The 17,116-nt window shown below is 73.5% G+C and carries 13 protein-coding genes, 2 pseudogenes and 1 riboswitch; of the genes and pseudogenes, 8 read left to right on the top strand and 7 right to left on the bottom strand.

The annotated features are described in order from the left end of the window. Window positions 1-370 precede the first annotated feature (370 nt). Window positions 371-465, top strand: a riboswitch (TPP riboswitch). From ACTWJ8_RS05175 to thiD, 4 genes are all read left to right on the top strand, one after another. After that, window positions 455-1,855, top strand: coding sequence for a purine-cytosine permease family protein (locus tag ACTWJ8_RS05175; RefSeq protein ID WP_443263096.1), 1,401 nt, complete (start codon window positions 455-457; stop codon window positions 1,853-1,855). (Overlaps the previous riboswitch by 11 nt.) 46 nt (window positions 1,856-1,901) lie before the next feature. Further along, window positions 1,902-2,723, top strand: a complete 822-nt coding sequence (thiM, locus tag ACTWJ8_RS05170) for a hydroxyethylthiazole kinase (RefSeq protein WP_443263095.1) — start codon at window positions 1,902-1,904, stop codon at window positions 2,721-2,723. Continuing rightward, window positions 2,720-3,433 carry a thiamine phosphate synthase gene (thiE, locus tag ACTWJ8_RS05165; protein WP_443263094.1) on the top strand — a complete coding sequence of 238 codons (714 nt, stop codon included), beginning with the start codon at window positions 2,720-2,722 and terminating at the stop codon, window positions 3,431-3,433. The genes thiM and thiE overlap by 4 nt, the downstream gene beginning before the upstream one ends. After that, a complete protein-coding gene (gene thiD, locus ACTWJ8_RS05160) occupies window positions 3,430-4,254 on the top strand; it encodes a bifunctional hydroxymethylpyrimidine kinase/phosphomethylpyrimidine kinase (RefSeq protein ID WP_443263093.1) in 825 nt (274 codons plus the stop codon). Before thiE ends, thiD begins: the two co-directional genes overlap by 4 nt. A gap of 7 nt (window positions 4,255-4,261) precedes the next feature. On the opposite strand, the gene ACTWJ8_RS05155 is transcribed toward thiD, so the two are convergent. Then, window positions 4,262-5,929: an amidohydrolase gene (locus tag ACTWJ8_RS05155; RefSeq protein ID WP_443263091.1), complete on the bottom strand. Its 1,668-nt coding sequence runs from the start codon at window positions 5,927-5,929 to the stop codon at window positions 4,262-4,264. A gap of 52 nt (window positions 5,930-5,981) precedes the next feature. Next, window positions 5,982-7,253 carry a purine-cytosine permease family protein gene (locus ACTWJ8_RS05150; protein WP_443264810.1) on the bottom strand — a complete coding sequence of 424 codons (1,272 nt, stop codon included), beginning with the start codon at window positions 7,251-7,253 and terminating at the stop codon, window positions 5,982-5,984. Between the two features lie 283 nt (window positions 7,254-7,536). On the opposite strand from ACTWJ8_RS05150, the gene ACTWJ8_RS05145 reads away from it, so the two are divergent. Further along, the gene (locus tag ACTWJ8_RS05145; RefSeq protein ID WP_443263090.1) at window positions 7,537-8,151 is read left to right on the top strand and encodes a TetR family transcriptional regulator C-terminal domain-containing protein; all 615 of its coding nucleotides are present in this window, start codon (window positions 7,537-7,539) and stop codon (window positions 8,149-8,151) included. A gap of 10 nt (window positions 8,152-8,161) precedes the next feature. On the opposite strand, the pseudogene ACTWJ8_RS05140 reads toward ACTWJ8_RS05145, so the two are convergent. Further along, window positions 8,162-8,308, bottom strand: a pseudogene (locus ACTWJ8_RS05140) (helix-turn-helix domain-containing protein); the annotation flags it as partial. 45 nt (window positions 8,309-8,353) lie between these two features. Between ACTWJ8_RS05140 and ACTWJ8_RS05135 the strand changes: the two are divergent. Beyond that, window positions 8,354-8,629: pseudogene (locus ACTWJ8_RS05135) on the top strand (ABC transporter substrate-binding protein); the annotation flags it as partial. 37 nt (window positions 8,630-8,666) lie between these two features. On the opposite strand, the gene ACTWJ8_RS05130 reads toward ACTWJ8_RS05135, so the two are convergent. After that, on the bottom strand, window positions 8,667-11,834 hold the full coding sequence (locus tag ACTWJ8_RS05130) for a cytochrome P450 (RefSeq protein WP_443263089.1): 3,168 nt from the start codon (window positions 11,832-11,834) through the stop codon (window positions 8,667-8,669). A gap of 253 nt (window positions 11,835-12,087) precedes the next feature. Between ACTWJ8_RS05130 and ACTWJ8_RS05125 the strand changes: the two genes are divergently transcribed. Next, a complete protein-coding gene (locus ACTWJ8_RS05125) occupies window positions 12,088-12,702 on the top strand; it encodes a PAS domain-containing protein (protein WP_356381645.1) in 615 nt (204 codons plus the stop codon). 9 nt (window positions 12,703-12,711) lie between these two features. Here the strand turns inward: ACTWJ8_RS05125 and ACTWJ8_RS05120 are convergent, their stop codons facing one another. Beyond that, a complete protein-coding gene (locus tag ACTWJ8_RS05120; protein WP_443263088.1) occupies window positions 12,712-13,569 on the bottom strand; it encodes a helix-turn-helix transcriptional regulator in 858 nt (285 codons plus the stop codon). Between the two features lie 144 nt (window positions 13,570-13,713). Between ACTWJ8_RS05120 and ACTWJ8_RS05115 the strand changes: the two genes are divergently transcribed. Beyond that, a complete protein-coding gene (locus ACTWJ8_RS05115) occupies window positions 13,714-13,920 on the top strand; it encodes a tautomerase family protein (RefSeq protein WP_443263087.1) in 207 nt (68 codons plus the stop codon). Window positions 13,921-13,999: 79 nt separating this feature from the next. On the opposite strand, the gene ACTWJ8_RS05110 is transcribed toward ACTWJ8_RS05115, so the two are convergent. Both ACTWJ8_RS05110 and ACTWJ8_RS05105 read right to left on the bottom strand, forming a co-directional pair. Continuing rightward, entirely contained in the window at window positions 14,000-15,415 is a 1,416-nt protein-coding gene (locus ACTWJ8_RS05110) for an MFS transporter (RefSeq protein WP_356380872.1), read from the bottom strand. Between the two features lie 163 nt (window positions 15,416-15,578). Next, on the bottom strand, window positions 15,579-17,021 hold the full coding sequence (locus ACTWJ8_RS05105) for an aminopeptidase P family protein (protein WP_356380869.1): 1,443 nt from the start codon (window positions 17,019-17,021) through the stop codon (window positions 15,579-15,581). Between the last annotated feature and the right edge of the window lie 95 nt (window positions 17,022-17,116).

The following is a 17,116-nucleotide window of genomic DNA, read 5'->3' as shown; positions in this document are numbered from 1 at the left end:
AGGCCCGTCAGAGATGGGCAGATGAGGTGAAAGCGGAAGAATTGGGAGTGAATGCGTCCAGAACCAGATTCACGGTAAGCGGCGCCTCGGCCGGCGGACCAAGGAAAGCCGCCGACATTCGCTCGATGCGATGATCATGGTCGGAGGGTGTTTGGCCGCCACCGACAGAACTCGGCCGGATTCTCCGACGCCCGATCGGGCCGCGGAGCCGCTACGAGCCCGGTGGGCGGGCGGCACGGCCGCCGCGCACCCGACGGAACTCGGCCACGTGTCCCAGAGGTCCGCATTGCCCGCCGGGCACCCGCCGGGGTAGGGGCGGCCCGCAGCCCGCCTGTGCGTCCGCCGCGGCCGGCGCGTTACCCTGGCCGCCGTACCGGACACGGGGTGCCCCACCAGAGGGCTGAGAACACACCCGTCGAACCTGAACCAGTTCGTACTGGCGGAGGGATGTCTCATGCCTTTGGCGCATGTTTCCAGCGGCCTGCCTGCCGATCACGGCGTCGACGCCTTCGACGGGCGGATGCCCGCGGCGCCCGGCGATCTCGGCATCGAGGGGCACGGTATCGAGCCCGTGCCCGAGAACAATCGTTACGGCGGCGCCGGACGTTTGTTCACGGTGTGGTTCGCCCCGAACCTGACCATGACCGGCGTCTTCACCGGCACCGTCGGCATCGCCCTCGGGCTCGACTTCACCACGGCGCTCGCCGCCGTCGTCATCGGCACCCTGATCGGCGCCGTCCCCACCGCGTACCTCGGCACCTGGGGCAGCAGGACCGGCGCCGGGCAGCTGCCGCTCGCCGGGCTCGCCTTCGGCCGCGGCGTCGTCCTGCCCGGCGTGCTCCAGTGGCTGTCCTCCATCGCGTGGGACGCCCTCATCGGCCTGTTCGGCGGCGACGCCCTCGCCCGCCTCCTCGGCTGGCCGTTCTGGGCCGGTGTCCTCGTCATGCTGCTCGCCCAGGGCCTGCTCGGCGTCCTCGGCTACGAGGCCATCCACCGGCTCCAGATCGTCATGACGTTCGTCCTCGGCGCCGCCTTCGCGCTCATCGCGTGGCGGCTGCTCGACGGCGTGCACCCGGCGGCCCACAGCACGGTGCACGGCGCCGACCGCCTCGGCGCGTTCGTCCTGACCAGCACCATCGCGCTCAGCCTCAGCCTGTCCTGGGCGCCCTACGCCAGCGACTTCAGCCGCTACCTGCCAGCCACCACCTCCCGCACCCGCATGTTCTGGTGCACGCTGCTCGGCCTGCTGGTGTCCTTCGTGGCCGTGCAGACCCTCGGCCTGTGGGGCGCGTCCGTGCTCACCGACCAGACGGCCGCGGGCGTCGACAAGCTGCTCGGCGGGGGAGTCGTCGGCGGGTTCGGGCTGCTCGCCGTGGCCCTCGCCGCCCTGTGCAGCAACGCCATGAACGACTACAGCGGCTCCCTCGCCCTCCAGACCGTCGGCGTGCGCATCCCGCGCCCGGTGGCCGCCGCCCTCGCCGCCGTGCTCGGCTTCCCGCTCGTGCTGTGGATGCACGCCGCCGACACCACCGCACGCTTCCAGAACGTGCTGCTGTTCGTCGGCTACTGGATTCCCGGATTCGTCGCCGTCGTCCTCGTCGACTGGCGGGCACGGGCGAAGGAACGCGCCGGCGCGCCGCTCGACCTCGCCGCCGAGCGCGCGCGGCGCCGCCCGGCCTGGCCCGCCCTGCTCGCCTTCGCCGCCGCCTTCGCCTGCGCCGTCCCGTTCATGGACACCAGCCTGTACGTGGGCCCGGTCGCGGACGCCCTGCACGGAGCGGACCTGTCGTACTACGTGGCGTTCCTCGTGGCCGCCGCCGTGTACGCGCCGCTGCGCCTGCGCCGCCGCGCCTGACCGGCCTCCGTACGGACCCGCACCTCCCGCTCCCTTGGAGTCACCCATGCCCCAGACGTCCCCCGACCGCCCCGACGACCTGGTCGCCTTCGCGGCGCGGGCGCTCGGGCGCGTACAGAGCGACGCCCCGCTCGTGCAGTGCCTGACCAACGCGGTCGTCACCGGGTTCACCGCCAACGTGCTGCTCGCCGTCGGCGCCGCGCCCGCCATGGTCGACATCCCGGACGAGGCGGGAGCCTTCGCCGGCGTCGCCTCGGGCGTCCTCGTCAACCTCGGCACCCCGCGCGCCGAACAGCGCGCCGCGATGCCCGAGGCCGCTCGCGCCGCCACCGAGGCGGGCACACCCTGGGTCCTCGACCCGGTCGCCGTCGGCGCGCTGCCCGTCCGGACCAAGCTGGCCCACGAGCTGCTGGCGCTGCGGCCCACCGTGATCCGCGGCAACGCCTCCGAGATCATCGCCCTCGCCGGAGCGGGCGCCGGAGGCCGCGGCGTGGACGCGTCCGACGGGGTCGACGACGCCGAGGAGGCGGCCACCTCGCTCGCGCGCACGGCTGGCAGCGTGGTCGCCGTGTCCGGCCCGGTCGACTACGTCACCGACGGCAGCCGCGCCGCCCGCATCGCCAACGGTGACGCCCTGCTGACCCGGGTGACCGGCGGTGGCTGCGCGCTCGGCGCGGTCATGGCGGCGTTCGCCTCCGTGGACGAGGACCGGTTCGCCACGACGGTCGCCGCCGCCACCGCGTACACCGTCGCCGCGGAGTCCGCCGCCCGGTCGGCGTCGGGGCCCGGCAGCTTCGCCGTCGGCTTCCTGGACGCGCTCGCCGCGCTCACCCCGGACGACGTGGCCGCACGGGCGAGGCTGTCATGACGGCGCGTACGACGACGGGCGCAGGCGTCGACCTGTCCGTGTACCTGGTCACCGACCCGGACCAGTGCGCCGCCCTCGGGCGGACCGTGGCCGAGACCGTCGAGCGGGCCGTGGCCGGAGGTGTCACCGCCGTACAGGTCCGCGAGAAGCGCGCGGGCGGCCGGGCGTTCCTGCGCACGGTCCTGGACGTCGCCGCCGTGCTGCCCGAGCACGTCGTGCTCATCGTCAACGACCGCGTCGACGTCTTCCTCGCCGCACGCGCCGCCGGGGCCCGGGTCACCGGCGTCCACGTCGGCCAGTCCGACCTCCCCGCCGAGTCCGTACGCCAACTCATCGGCGAGGAAGCGGTGTTGGGCCTCAGCGCGGCCACCGTCGACGAACTGCGGGCCGCCGAGGCGAGCCCGGCCCGGGTCGACCATGTCGGCATCGGCGCCCTGCACGCCACCCGCACCAAGGCGGACGCCCCGACGCCGCTCGGCCACGAAGGCTTCGCCGCGCTCGTCCGGCACACCCGGCTGCCCGCCGTCGCCATCGGCGGTGTCACCGCCGACGACCTGCCGCACCTGAGAGCCGCGGGCGCCGCCGGAGGCGCCGTCGTCTCCGGCATCTGCGCCGCCCCCGCCCCCGAGGCCGCCGCCCGCCGGTACGCCGACGCGTGGACCGGCGCCGATGCCTCCCTCGCCTGTCCTCGAAAGGATGCCTCCGCATGACCGGGACACCACCCGCGGTCGCGCCGCCCCGCGTGCTCACCGTCGCAGGATCCGACTCCGGAGGCGGCGCCGGGATCCAGGCCGACCTCAAGACCATGCTGGCGCTCGGCGCGCACGGCATGAGCGTGCTCACCGCCGTCACGGCCCAGAACTCCCTCGGTGTGCAAGGCGCGTGGAGCCTGCCGCTGGAGGCCGTGCGCGCCCAGTACCGCAGCGTCGTCGACGACATCGGCGTGCAGGCGCTCAAGACCGGCATGCTCGCCGACCCCGCCATGGTCGAGACGGTCGCCGCGCTGCTGTCCGACGCGCCCGCCCCCGTCGTCGTCGACCCGGTCAGTGTCTCCAAGCACGGCGACCGGCTGCTCGCCGACGAGGCCATCGACGCTGTACGGGACCGTCTGCTGCCGGTGGCCACCGTGGTGACGCCGAACCTCGACGAGGTCGCCGAACTCACCGGCATCGCCCTGAAGGCCGACACCGCCGAGTCCGACATGCGCCGCGCCGCCGAACGGCTCCTCACCTACGGCCCGCGCTGGGTCCTGGTCAAGGGCGGTCACCTGCCCGGCGAGGCGGTCGACCTGCTCACCGACGGCACGGCCGAGCACTGGCTGCGCTCGCCCCGCCACGACAACGCCCACACCCACGGCACCGGCTGCACCCTCGCCTCCGCCGTCGCGGTCGGCCTCGCCCAGGGCCGCGACGTGCCGGAGGCGGTGCGGCGGGCGAAGGAGTACGTGACCGGGGCGATCGCGGCGGGGTTCGCGCTCGGGGACGGGATCGGGCCTGTCGATCACGGGTGGCGGTTCCGGGCGACCGGCTGACGGCCTCTCAGGCCCCGGCCTCGTGCACCACGTCGCCCGCCACGACGACGAGTTCGGCGACGGTGTCCGGGATGTCGTCGGGGTCGGCCCGCAGGATGTCACGCGAGAGCACGCAGAAGTCCGCCGCCTTGCCGACGGTCAGCGAACCCCGCTCGTGCTCCAGGAAGTTGGCGTACGCGGAACCCATCGTGTACGCGTGCACGGCCGTGGCCACGTCGACCGTCTCCTCCGGCATCCAGGCCGGACCGCCGGCCAGCGGCCTGCGCGTGGCGGCGGTGTAGATGCCGATCATCGGGTCCATCTCCGCGACGTTCCAGTCGCTGGAGAACGCCAGCGTCGCCCCGGCCGCGTCGAGCGTGCGCATCGGCCAGGCCTTGTGCCAGCGGCCCTCGCCGACGTTGGCCGCCCAGTCCTGGCCGGGCCCCGCGATCTCCGGGGCGCAGTGCCGCGGCTGCATGCACGCCACGACGCCCAGTGCGGCGAAGCGCGGCGCGTCCGCCGGGTCGAGACACTCGACGTGCACCACCTGATGGCGGGCATCACGCGGCCCGTTGACGGCACGGGCCTGCTCGACGGCGTCCAGGACCGTGCGGATGCCCCGGTCGCCCGTCGCGTGCACGAAGCACTGGAAGCCGCGCGCGTCCAGCTTGGTCAGCAGGTCGGCGAACTCCTCCGCCGGATAGAACGTCTCGCCCCGATGCCCCGCGCACCCGGTCGCGTACGGCTCGAGGAGCGCGGCCGTGCGGGGCTCCACGACGTCGTCGATGTAGAGCTTGAGCGGGCCGAGCCGCATCCGGTCGTCGCGGTACGCGCGCGTGGCGGCCTCGAAGTCGTCGAGGTCGGCGTCCGTGGTGCCGCGCGGGTGGAACAGGGCGGCGACGAGCCGTGAGCGCAGCCGCCCCTCGGCCCTGGCCCGCTCGAACAGCTCCAGGTCGTCCAGGGAGTTCTGCGGCTCGACCACCGTGGTGATGCCGAACCGGATCGCGTCGTCGAGGGACTTCACGAGGCGCCCGTACTGCCGCTCGGGGGACGCCCACGGCACACCGAGCTGGCGCAGCGCCCTGTGGCCCTCGCGGGACAGTCCGCGCACCGCGAAGTCCCGTACGAAGCCTGTGGGTTCGCCCGTCACGGGGTCGGTCTGCGCGATGCCGAAGGGGAGTTCCGTGCGGTCCGCGCGCACACCGAGCCGGTCGAGGGCCGCCGTGTTGAGCCAGGCCGTGTGCACGTCGTAGCTGAGGACCATGGCCGGGGTGCCGCCGGTGACCGGGTCGAGGTCGGCGGCGGTCGGCATCCGGCCGTCGGGGAGCGCCGAGTAGTCGAACGCCTCGGCCTCGATCCAGGCGGCGTCGGGGTGGCGCCCGCGCCAGTCGCAGATCCGGTCGTGGATCTCCTCCAGGCTTGTGGCGCCCGCGAGTTGGACGCAGGCGTCGTCCGAGCCGAGCCGGACGTGGTTGTGGGCGTCGATGAACCCGGGCAGGACGAGGCGGCCTGCCGCGTCGACGACTCGGGTGTCGGGGCCGGTCCAGCGCTCGGCGTCCGCGTCGTCGCCGAGCCACACGATCCGCCCGTCGCGCACGGCGAGCGCCTCGGCCTCGGGCAGTTCGGGGTCGACGGTGTGGATGCGGGCGCGGCGGAGGACGAGGTCGGCGGGGGAGTGATGCGGTGCGGGTGCCATGAGGGTGGGGCTCTTTCTCGTACGAGGGTGGTTCGGAGGGGAGAAGGGGGCGTTACGTGGTGTGCGGGCGGGCAGTGGTGCGGGCCAGCACCGCGTACACGACGCCCCCGACCACGGCGCCGAGCGCGCTGAGGTCCATGCCGCCGAGCGGGGCCACGAGCGGGCCGCGCCACAGCGCGCTGTCGCAGGTGAGCGCCGCGAACACCATCCCGACGAGGAGCGCCGTGAGTCCGGCGGGGCTGTACCCGGCGCGGTACCAGTAGCGGCCCGCACGCCCGGTGTGCAGGGCGTCGGCGTCGTAGCGGCAGCGGCGCAGCACCATGTCGGTCAGGAACACCCCGCCCCACGGCGCGAACACGATGACGAGCAGGGAAAGGAACGACAGCAGCGACTCCGTGAAGTCGACCAGGAACAGCGCGGCGAGCGATCCGGCGGCCGTCACCGCCGCGCTGATCAGGATCGCCTTCGCGCGGCTCCACGGGATGCCCAGGACCTGGAGGTTCAGGCTCGACGAGTACAGGGTGATGATCGAGTTGGTGACGGAGCCGCCGAGCACAAGGGCGAGGAACAGCGGCTGGAACCAGCCCGGCAGCAGCCCCTGCGTCCCCGCCACCGCGTCCGTGAGATCGGCCTGCGTCGCGGCGGCCGCCCCCGCGACCCCGAGGGCCACCGACGACACGAGGCCGCCGAGCGCGCCGTTCCAGGTCAGCGAGCGCATCGAGGTGGTGGTCGGCAGATAGCGGGTGTAGTCCGCGGGCATCGGCACGTAGCTGATCGGCCCGGCGAGCACCACGACGAACGCGAGGGACCAGCCGGCCGCGCCGCCCGGCGAGGGCGCCGCGCCGGTGTCCGTGCCGGGCAGCAGGAACAGCAGCATCGCCGCGAAACCGGCGGTCAGCGCGTATGCCATCCAGCGCTCGGCCCACTGCACGGTCGCGTGGCCCCACAGGGCGACGGCGAAGGTGAGGGCCAGGGTGGCGGCGAGGCTCACGGCGCGGGCGGCCGTGCCGTGCCAGCCCAGTTCGGCGCAGATCGCCTGGAGCGCGAGGACGCCGACGACGGTGTTCACGATGGTGTAGCCGATGCTGACGACCCAGTTCAGCAGGCCCGCCGGCCAGTTGCCGCGCACGCCGAACGCGGCGCGGGAGATCACCAGCGTCGCCGTGCCCGTCCGTACGCCGCTCATGCCCGCCGCGCTGATGACGAAGAACGTCAGTCCTCCGACGACGACCGCGAGCACCGCCTGCCAGAACGACAGGCCGAAGGAGACGGCCAGCGCGCCGTTGATGACGTAGGTGAACGTCAGGTTCGAGCCGAACCACAGCCAGAACAGGTCCCGCGCCCCGCCATGCCGCTCGGACTCCGGGATGGGGTCGAGCCGTGTTCCTCGACCTGGAACACCTCGTCCTTGGCGGCCTGCGCGGGTGGGTCCTGGGCCGGTGGGTCCTGCGTGGTCCCTCGTGCCGTCATGCCATCGCCTCTCGCCGCAGGGAAAGATCTTGAATGCCGTTCAAGAAACTTGAACGGCATTCAAGATGCGGCGCGGTGTCGGCCCACGTCAAGAGGTAGGCTGCGATCCGTACGAACAGCAGTGAGGAGCGGCGCGCATGGCGGGGTCGACGGCGGAGCGGCCGGGACGGTCGGGCGGCGACCTGCGCACCCGCACCCTCCAGGAGGCGACGGCCGTCGTCGCCGAGCAGGGCCTGGCGTCCCTGACCATGGCCTCGCTCGCCAAGCGGCTCGGCACCAGTGGGGGCCACCTGCTCTACTACTTCCGCTCCAAGAACCTGCTGCTCGTCGAGGCCCTGCGGTACAGCGAGGCCGCCCTCACCGAGGAACGGGCGGCGCTGCTCGCCCGCCGGGTGACCCCGGCCCGCCGCCTCGATCTCTACCTCGACCTGTATCTGCCGACCGGGCCCCGCGACCCGCGCTGGATGCTCTGGGTCGAGCTGTGGGCCCGCTCGGGATCCGACGAGGAACTGCGCGCGGCGCAGCAGGAGTTGGACCAGGGGTGGCAGGCGGACCTGGAGGCGATCATCGCCAAGGGTGTCGACAAGGGCGTCTTCGCCGTCGACGACGTCCCCGGCCGCGCCTCCCAACTCCTCGCACTGCTCGACGGATTGAGCACCCGCGTCGTGCTGGGCCAACCGGGAGCCGAGCGGCTGCGGGCCCTGGAGTCGGCGCGCTCGGCCGCGGCGGCCCTCGTTCGACCCGCCGGCTGAACGCAGGGGGCTAGCGGCGGCGCGTGTACCGGTGCTCGGGCCGCCCCGCGTCCCCGTACCGCAACGACAGGGCGAGCACCCCCTGCTCCTGGAGGTGGCGCAGATAGCGCTGCGCCGTCGAGCGGCTGATGCCCGCCCGCTCCGCCACCTCGTGCGCCCACGCGGCGCCCGCGCGCCCGCCACCACCTCCCGGACCAGCTCGGCCAAGGTGTTCGTGCGCACCCTCACGTGGATGCACGCGCACAGCGCCGAGGAGATCGCCGCCAAGATGCCCAGTGACTACGCGCAGGGCGGCGAGGGACTGTACGCGCGGGCCATCGAGAGCACCCTGCCGATGTTCACCGAGGACGGGCGGATGCCGGCCGACGGACCCGCCACCGTGCAGCGGGTCCTGAAGTCCTTCAACCCGAACCTGAAGGACGCCACCATCGACCTGAAGAAGACGTACACGACCGAGTTCACCGACAAGGCGAACTGAGGTCGCGTCCGTCGCCGCCCGTGGAGGGCGTGCACGGTCAGCCGCCGTACACGTCCTCCACGTAGCGCCCCTCGGCCATGAGCCCGGACAGCCACGCCTCGGCCGCCGCCTCGTCGGCGCCCGGGGTGCGTGCCTGGTGCAGTGCCCGGAAGGCGGCCCGTACGCCGGGTGCCATCCGCGCGCCGTCCCCGCACACGTAGACCCGCGCGCCCGCGTCGAGGAGCGCGCCGAGTTCGGCGCTCTCGGCGGCGATGCGGTGCTGCACGAAGGCATGTCCGTCGACCGGGGCCTCGGAGAAGACCGGGCGGAGCGAGACCGCTCCGGCGGCGTCGGCGGCCCGCAGCTCGTCGGCGTGCATAAAGTCGCCGTCGGGGTGGTCGCAGCCGAAGTACAGGAGCGCGGGCGCCAGTCGACCGTCGTGCGCGGCACGATCGGCCACCACGCCGCGGAACGGGGCGAGACCCGTGCCCGCCGCGATCATGACGACGGGCTCGGCCGCGTCGGGCGCGATGCGGAAGGCGTCGCGGCAGGGCTGGACGCGGGCCAGGACGGTGTCACCGGTGCGCAGCCCGGCCAAGTGGTGCGAGCCGGTGCCCCGGTAGCGGCCGTTCCCGGAGGCGGCGGGCGCGTCGAGCACGGACACCATGAGGTCCACGTGGCCGGGGAGTTCGGCCGGGCTGGACGACACGGAGTAGTGGCGCGGACGCAGCGGCGGCAGCAGCCCGAGCAGCCGGTCCCAGCCGAGGACACCGTGCAGCGCCGGGTGGTCCTCGACCAGCTCGACGAAGGTGCGCGGGTCGTCGGCCGGCAGCTCGCGCAGCGCGGCGGCCTCCGGCGGGCAGGGGTTGGCGGCGGCGAGCGCGGCCACCGCCTCCGGGCCCGGCCTGTGCTGCAACTCGACGTGGTACGTCAGGAGTTCACGGACCGTCAGCGGGCGGTCGACGGCGAGGGAGTCGCGGCGCGGGCGGGCGTCGCGGATGTCGAGCAGCGCGTCCGGGTCGAGGCCGAGGGCCTTCACGGCGCGGTCGACGAGCCCGTCCTCGTGCGCGGGCAGCACCGCGAGATGGTCGCCCGTCCGGTACGTGACACCGTCCGGCAGCGCGAGCCGTACGAACCGCTTCACGCGCGGGTACCCCGGCGCCGTCAGATCGTGCGTCTCGGTCACGGTCATCGGCACGAGCCCGTGCCGCCCGGCCACCGCGTCCAGCGGCCCACCGGTGATCTCCCGGACCTCGTACGAGGCGGTGGGCTCGGCCGGAGCGCCGGTGGCCTCCGGGTCCCCGTACCGCTCGAGCAGCGCCGTGCGCAGGTCGGCGGTGAAGGCGCGGACGGTGCCGCCCATGTCGCCGGAGGCGTCGGCCGCGGCCCGCGCGCACAGCCGCTCGGCGCCGCGCGCGGCCAGCCGGTCGTCGATGCGGGTGGGCACGTGCTGGTACGTCGCCGCCCAGTTGCGGTCGCCGACACCGAGGACGGCGTAGGTGACACCGTCGGTGGGCGTGTCGTCGTCGAGCCGGTCGTGGAACGTGATGGCGTCGTCGGTGGGGCGGCCGTTGTACGAAGCAGCGACGATCACCACGGGCCGGTCCCGCGGCAGCCCCTGCGCGTACGCGTCGAGGGCGGCGACCTCGGTGTCGCAGCCGAGCGCCGCCGCGTCGTCGGCGAGTTGCGCGGCGAGGCCCTCGCAGGTGCCGTAGTTGCTGCCGTGCAGGAACAGGGCGCGGGTCCCCTGCCGTACCCGCTGGGGCAGGGTGTCGGCGGCCGAGGACTGCTCGGCCGTGGTGGTGGCACTGGGCAGCGGGGTGTGCGTGCGGTCGGCGGGAGTGCGCGGGGCGAGCGTGAGGGTGAAGCCGTCGGGCTTCAGCGTGAGGGTCTCCTTCACCGACAGCTCGTAGTCGGCGTGGTCGACCAGCCGGTAGCGGTGCACGAGCATCGCGAGCAGCATCGTCGCCTCGTGCAGCGCGAACTGCCGCCCGATGCAGGCCCGTTCACCCGTGCCGAACGGCTTGAACGCGTGCGGGGAACGCTGGGCCTCCGCCTCCGGCGTGAACCGGTTCGGATCGAAGCGCTCCGGGTTGTCGCCCCACACCGGCTCCCGGTGCAGCATCGGCGCCAGCACCGTCACAGCCTGCCCCGCCTTCACGTGGACCCGCCCGCCGAGCAGCGTGTCCTCGCGGGCCTCCCGGCTGAACGCGGCGGCCGTGGGCCACAGCCGCAGCGCCTCGTTGAGCACCTGCCGCGTGTACGTGAGGCAGCCCACCTCGTCGAAGTCCGGCTCCGGGTCCGCGGTGTCACCCCACAGGGCGTCCACCTCGCGCCGTACGAGATCGAGGACCGCCGGATTCTTCGCCAGGTAGTACAGGGCGAAGGACATGGCGCCCGACGTCGTCTCGTGCCCGGCGATCAGGAACGTGATGACCTGGTTGCGGATGTTCGCCGTGTCCAACGTCGAGCCGTCCCGCGGGTGTTCGGCCGTCAGCATCAGGCCGAGCAGATCGTCGGTGTGCCGCTCGCCGCTCTCCACCCGGGCGCTGATCACGTCGTCGACGACCTGCGCGAGATAGTCGGCGTCCGCGCGGAACGCCGCGTCGGCGGCCTCGTAGTCACCGCCGGGCACCCGCGCCAGGCGCTTCATGCTCCACTCCAGGCATCGCACCATCGCCTCCACGAACGGGTGTGGCTCGCTGCTCTCGAAGGACGCGAAGTCGTAGCCGAACCCGGCGAGACCGATGGTGTCGAGCGTCATGCGCGTCATGTCACCGGGCACGTCGACGGGGCTGCCGTCCTCGGCCGCCCGGTCCCAGGAGTCGACGAGGCGGCGCGCCACCTTGTACATCACCGGGTGGTACGTCCGCATGGAGCCGAGGGCGAAGGCCGGCATCAGGATGTCGTGGGCGCGCGCCCAGTTCGGCTCGTCGTTGTAGGCGGTGAACAGTCCGTCGGCGGCGAACTCCCGTACGTTGCGCAGCGCGGGCCCGATGCTCTTCGCGAACCGGGTCTCGTCGGCCAGCTCCGTGACCAGGTCGAGGTCCGAGACGAACAGGGCGTCCCGGCCGTGCACCCGCCGCACCAGGACCGGGCCGTGCTCCCGCATCAGGCCCATGACCTGCTGGAGCGGTCCTGGCCCGAGGCCGATGGCGGAGACGTCGACGACCGGGATGCCGGCGGCGGCGTAGGCGCTGTCGTCGGGGGTGGGGGAGTCCGGCATGGTGGGGGCCTTTCACGGAGAGGATCGTGCCGGCGCGGGGTGGGGGGCCGCGCCGTGGTTACTGCGGGTTCCAGCTTGCTGCGCCGCCCCCGCCGGTCACGTCCGAGCCACTACATGATTGTGTAGTGGCTGACGGTGTATCGGACTTGTGCCGGGCCGCCGTCCGTGACAGGGCCGCCGCCGGGGCGGCGCGTACGGCCGCGGGGAGGCAACGGTGGACACCGGGGACGGCGTGGTGTGGCGCAATCGCGCGATGGTGCTCTTCGACCGGATTCCGATGCCGGTCGCGGTCTGCGATCCGCACGGCACCGTACGCCTGGTGAACGCCGCGTTCGCCCTGGAGTGGGGCACCACGCCGGGCCGCCTCAAGGGGCGCGACATCCTCGACCTGTTCGCGCCCGTCGACGCGGCGCAGGTCGACCGCATCGCGCAGGCTCAGAAGGCGCGGCGCCGCTCCCGGTACACGGTGGCGGTGGCCTGGCGGGGCGGCCACGGCCGGGACCGTACGGGCGAGTTGATCGTCGACACGGTGAGCGACACCGCGAGCCGCGTGCCGGACCTGCTGGTCACGGTGCGGGTGCGCGACACCCCTGCCGAGTCGGAGCCGCCGCCCTCGGCCGCCACGCCCCCGAACCCGCAGGAGGCGCGCATCCTGGCGCTGCTCGCGGGCGGCGCGACCACCGCTCGCGCGGCCCGCGAGACGGGCCTGACGACGGACGGAGTCACGTACCACCTGCGACAGTTGTCCCGCCGCTGGGGCGCGGCCAACCGCACGGAACTCGTCGCCCGCGCGTACGCGGAAGGCGTCCTGGTGGCGGGGGTGTGGCCGCCGCGGGTGGCGTCGGAGCCGGGGCGGCCCTGCGCCTGAGGGGACGCCTCAGCGGGGCGTGTCGGCGAGCTGGGTGCCGAGGACCGCGAGCAGCTCCAGCTTGTCCGCGCTGTCGGTGCCGAGCGCGGGTGTGAACCACAGCAGTCGCTGCCGGCCGTCCTCGCTGAACAGGTTCAGGCAGTTGACCTCGAGCAGGCCGAGCGACGGATGGTCGATGCGCTTGCGGTCGTCCCTGCGGACGCGGACCTCGTGGCGGGCCCACAGTTCGGCGAACTCGGCCGAGCGCCGGTTCAGCTCGGCGATGAGGGTGCGGGCCTCGGGGTCCTTCGCGTCGCGGCGGGCGGCGGCGGCCCGCAGATCGGCGACGAACACCCGGGACTGCGCGTCGTGGTCCGCCTCCGGGTACAAGCGGCGCGCGTCGGGATCGGTGAACCAGCGGTGCACGAAGCTCACGTTGTCGCCGCGGAACCGGGAGTGGTCGCCCAGCAGCGCCACCGCGAGCGGGTTCTGCACGAGCGTGACGTGCAGGTCGGTGATGACCTGGGCCGGCGTCGACGTCAGCCGCGTCAGCAGGTCCAGCATCCCCGGGTGGACGTGCGCCCCGGGGCTCCCGGCGGCGGGCAGCGGACGGTCGGCCAGCCGGTACAGGTAGTCGCGCTCGTCCGACGTGAGGCGCAGCGCGCGGGCCAGGGCGGCGAGCATCTGCTCGGACGGCTGGGAGCCCGCGCCCCGCTCCAGCTCGTTGTAGTAGTCGACGGAGGCGCCCGCGAGCTGTGCCACCTCCTCGCGGCGAAGCCCCGGCACCCGGCGGCGCGGCCCCGCGACCAGGCCGACGTCCGCCGGCCGGATGCGCGCACGGCGCGAGCGCAGGAACGTGCCGAGTTCGGCGTACTTGAATGAGCCCACGCCCCCAGTCTGCGCGACGCGGGCCGCTCCGCGGGCGGCGGACCCTGGGGACGCCATCCCCTGGTTCGGCCGCCGCGGACACCGCAGCGTGGGAAGCGAGCGGCATCCCACCGACGCCGCCCCGCCCCGAAAGGACACCCACCCATGCCCTTCGCCAACCTCAAGGTGCCCGCCGACACGCTCACACCGGAGTCGAAGCAGAAGCTGCGGGACGCCGTCACCGAGGCCTTCGTCGACGTCTACGGGGAGCGCGCCCGCCCGAACACCCTCGTCGTCCTGGAGGAGATCCCGGACGGCGGCTGGAGCCTCGGCGGCACCGTCCTGAACGCCGAGATCCTCGGCCGCAGTTGAGCGGCGCCCCGCCACCCGTGACGCGCGACGGCCCGGGCCGCCCGCGAGGGGCGACCCGGGCCGTGGCGCGGAACAGCGGCTACACCGGGCTCTCGCCCGACTCCAGCTCCACGTCCTTCGTCTCCTTGCCGCACAGCACCGCGATGAACGTGAGGACGGCCATCGCCGACAGGTAGACGCCGACCAGCCACGGTGAACCGTCGCCGGCCTCCCACAGCGCCACCGCGATGAACGGGGCGACCGCGGCGCCGAGCACGGAGCTGACGTTGTACGAGATGCCGGAGCCGGTGTAGCGCACCGACGTCGGGAACATCTCCGGGAGCAGCGCGCCCATCGGGCCGAACGTCAGCCCCATCAGCGTGAAGCCGAGCACCAGCCACAGCACCACACCGAGCGTGCCGAGGCCGATGAGCGGCACCCACACCAGGCCGAAGACGAAGATGCCGGCCGTGATCCAGGCGAGTGTCCTGCGGCGGCCGAACCGGTCCGCGAGCGGCCCGGAGACCAGCGTGAACGCGGCGAAGAACAGCACACCGAAGATCAGCATCAGGACGAACGTGGTGTAGCTGTAGCCGAGGCCCGGCACGGCGGCGTCCGTCGCGGCGCGCCCGTAGCTCAGCGAGAACGTCGTCATCAGGTAGAAGAGCACGTACGTCGCGAGCATCGCGAACGTGCCGAGGAGCAGCTGCTTCCAGTGGTGCCGGAACACGGTCGCCAGCGGCAGCTTGCGGACCTGCTTCGTCTCCTGCGTCTTGGTGAAGACCTCCGCCTCGACCAGGCGCATCCGCACCCACAGGCCGATCGCGACCATCACCGCGGAGAACAGGAACGGGATCCGCCAGCCCCACGACAGGAACGCCTCGGACGGCTGCGAGGGGTCGGCGCCCGCCGCGGACGGCAGCAGAGCGGCGATGATCAGGAACAGGCCGTTGCCGACGATGAACCCGAGCGGCGCGCCGAGCTGCGGGAACGTGCCCCACAGCGCCCGCTTGCCGGGCGGCGCGTTCTCCGTGGCGACCAGCGCGGCGCCGCTCCACTCGCCGCCGAGCGCGAAGCCCTGCGCGAGCCGCATCAGGACGAGGAGCGCGGTGGCGACCCAGCCGATCGACCCGTACGTGGGCAGCACGCCGATGAGGAAGGTGGCGATGCCCATCGTGAGCAGCGAGACGACGAGCGTCTTCTTGCGGCCGAGGCGGTCACCGAGGTGCCCGAAGAAGGCCGCGCCCACGGGCCGCGCCACCATCGCCGCGCCGAACACGGCGAACGAGGAGAGCAGCGCCGTCGTCGGGTCGCTGCTCGGGAAGAAGAGCGCGGGGAAGACGAGTACGGCGGCGGTCGCGTAGACGTAGAAGTCGTAGAACTCGATGGTCGTCCCGATGAGGCTGGCGATCAGGACCCGCGAGCGCGGGTTGACCGGCGCGGCCGGCGACGGGTCGGATGCGGGCGACGGCGCGGCGGAATCGGCGGGCGCCGGGCCGGTGGCAGAAGCGGACATGTTCGGGTCAATCCCAGGGGCGTTGCGGTGTACGTCCACCGGCGCGGGGCACCGGGGACCCTCGTACCGGTCGGACGGTACGAGGATCACAACCCTTTCACGTGTCTCACTTACCGGTAATCGGCGTTCGATATATGAGACGCGGGCGCCCGGGGGAGGGGCGCTACGCCGCCATCCACCGCTCCAACCCGGCCGCGTCCAACGGCAGTTCCGCCGACAGCACCTCCGAACCGGCCTCCGTGACCAGGATGTCGTCCTCGATGCGCGCCCCGATGCCGCGCAGCTCCGGCGGCACGGTCCGGTCGTGGGCGTGGAAGTACAGGCCCGGCTCGACCGTGAGCACCATGCCAGGGGCGAGACGGGCGCCCTGGTACGCGGCGTAGTCGGCGCGGGCGCAGTCGTGCACGTCGAGGCCGAGGTGGTGGCCGATGCCGCACACCAGATACCGGCGGTGGTGCTGCCCCTTCGGCGACAGCGCCTCGTCGACCGAGACCGGCAGCAGCCCCCAGTCGTCCAGGCCGCGCGCGACGACCTCCATCGCCGCCGTGTGGAAGTCCGCGAAGTCCCGCCCCGGCCGCACCGCGTCGAGCCCCGCCCGGTGCGCCCGCTCCACGAGGTCGTGCACGGAACGCTGGGCGTCGGTGAAGCGCCCGGAGGCCGGGAAGGTGCGGGTGACATCGGCGGTGTAGTAACTCCGCGTCTCCACCCCCATGTCCAGGAGCACCGCCGCGTCCTCCTCGACGGGGCCGTCGCAGCGCACCCAGTGCAGCGTCGCGGCGTTCCGGCCGCTGCCCACGATGGTGGCGTAACCGGGCCCGTTGCCGTACGTACGGGCGTACCGGTCGAACGTCCCCTGCAGCCAGCGCTCCCCGCCGCCGCGCACGGCCGCGGGGAACTCCCGCACCACGGCCCTGAACCCCTCGACCGTACGGTCCACGGCCTCGCGCAGCTGCCCGATCTCCCAGTCGTCCTTGACCATGCGCAGCTCGGAGAGCGTGCGGGCGAGGTCGGCCGACGGAGCGAGACCGTGCCGCCGCGCGGTCTCCCGGTCGAGCGGTCCCACGAGCAGCGCGTCCTGTCCGGCGACCGCCGCGAGCGCCCCGTCCAGTGCGCTCAACGGCGCCGTCTCCAGGCCCAGCGCGGCGCGCCAGTCGTCGAGGCCGGGCGCAGGCCCCACCCACAGCTCACCGTGCGCGGCGTCGGCGAAGAACCCCGGCTCGCCGGGCCGGGCGGGCGGCGGCAGATACAGAACGGCGTCGTGGCCCCCGCCCGTCGGCCGCAGCACGAGCACGGCATCCTCGACCGCACACCCCGTCAGCCAGTAGAAGTCGCTGTCCGGCCGGAAGTCGTACGCGGTGTCATTGCTGCGCACCGGCGCCCGCCCCGCGGCGACCACGACGGCCCGCCCCGCGAACTCCGCGCCCAGCCGCGCCCGATGCGCGGCCGCCGCCTCCGCGACCCCCGCCACGGTCGGCGGCGTCCGGTCCGCCTCGTCCCAGCCCTGCCCCATGAACGCGGTGAAGTCCGGCAACTCGGCCAGCCGCGGCATCCGGGGGTCCGGGGTGCTGGGTCGGGGTACGGAGCTGCCGAGGGTCGTGTCGGTCATGCCGATTCCGCCTCTTGATAGGGCCGTTGGGTGCCAGGTCGTGGCAACGAACGGGAAACTGTTCGGAACATCAAACGCATCGTGCGGCATAGTGT

Source organism: Streptomyces sp. SDT5-1 (assembly GCF_052245995.1).
GTDB lineage: Bacteria > Actinomycetota > Actinomycetes > Streptomycetales > Streptomycetaceae > Streptomyces.
This window is presented reverse-complemented; position numbering and strand designations above follow the sequence as displayed.

Excerpts from the sequence above, each read along its gene's own strand:
- ACTWJ8_RS05175 (WP_443263096.1), top strand. The coding sequence starts at position 455 with ATGCCTTTGGCGCATGTTTCCAGCGGCCTGCCTGCCGATCACGGCGTC.
- thiM (WP_443263095.1), top strand. The coding sequence starts at position 1,902 with ATGCCCCAGACGTCCCCCGACCGCCCCGACGACCTGGTCGCCTTCGCG.
- thiE (WP_443263094.1), top strand. The coding sequence starts at position 2,720 with ATGACGGCGCGTACGACGACGGGCGCAGGCGTCGACCTGTCCGTGTAC.
- thiD (WP_443263093.1), top strand. The coding sequence starts at position 3,430 with ATGACCGGGACACCACCCGCGGTCGCGCCGCCCCGCGTGCTCACCGTC.
- ACTWJ8_RS05155 (WP_443263091.1), bottom strand. The coding sequence starts at position 5,929 with ATGGCACCCGCACCGCATCACTCCCCCGCCGACCTCGTCCTCCGCCGC.
- ACTWJ8_RS05145 (WP_443263090.1), top strand. The coding sequence starts at position 7,537 with ATGGCGGGGTCGACGGCGGAGCGGCCGGGACGGTCGGGCGGCGACCTG.
- ACTWJ8_RS05130 (WP_443263089.1), bottom strand. The coding sequence starts at position 11,834 with ATGCCGGACTCCCCCACCCCCGACGACAGCGCCTACGCCGCCGCCGGC.
- ACTWJ8_RS05125 (WP_356381645.1), top strand. The coding sequence starts at position 12,088 with ATGGTGCTCTTCGACCGGATTCCGATGCCGGTCGCGGTCTGCGATCCG.
- ACTWJ8_RS05115 (WP_443263087.1), top strand. The coding sequence starts at position 13,714 with ATGCCCTTCGCCAACCTCAAGGTGCCCGCCGACACGCTCACACCGGAG.
- ACTWJ8_RS05110 (WP_356380872.1), bottom strand. The coding sequence starts at position 15,415 with ATGTCCGCTTCTGCCACCGGCCCGGCGCCCGCCGATTCCGCCGCGCCG.
- ACTWJ8_RS05105 (WP_356380869.1), bottom strand. The coding sequence starts at position 17,021 with ATGACCGACACGACCCTCGGCAGCTCCGTACCCCGACCCAGCACCCCG.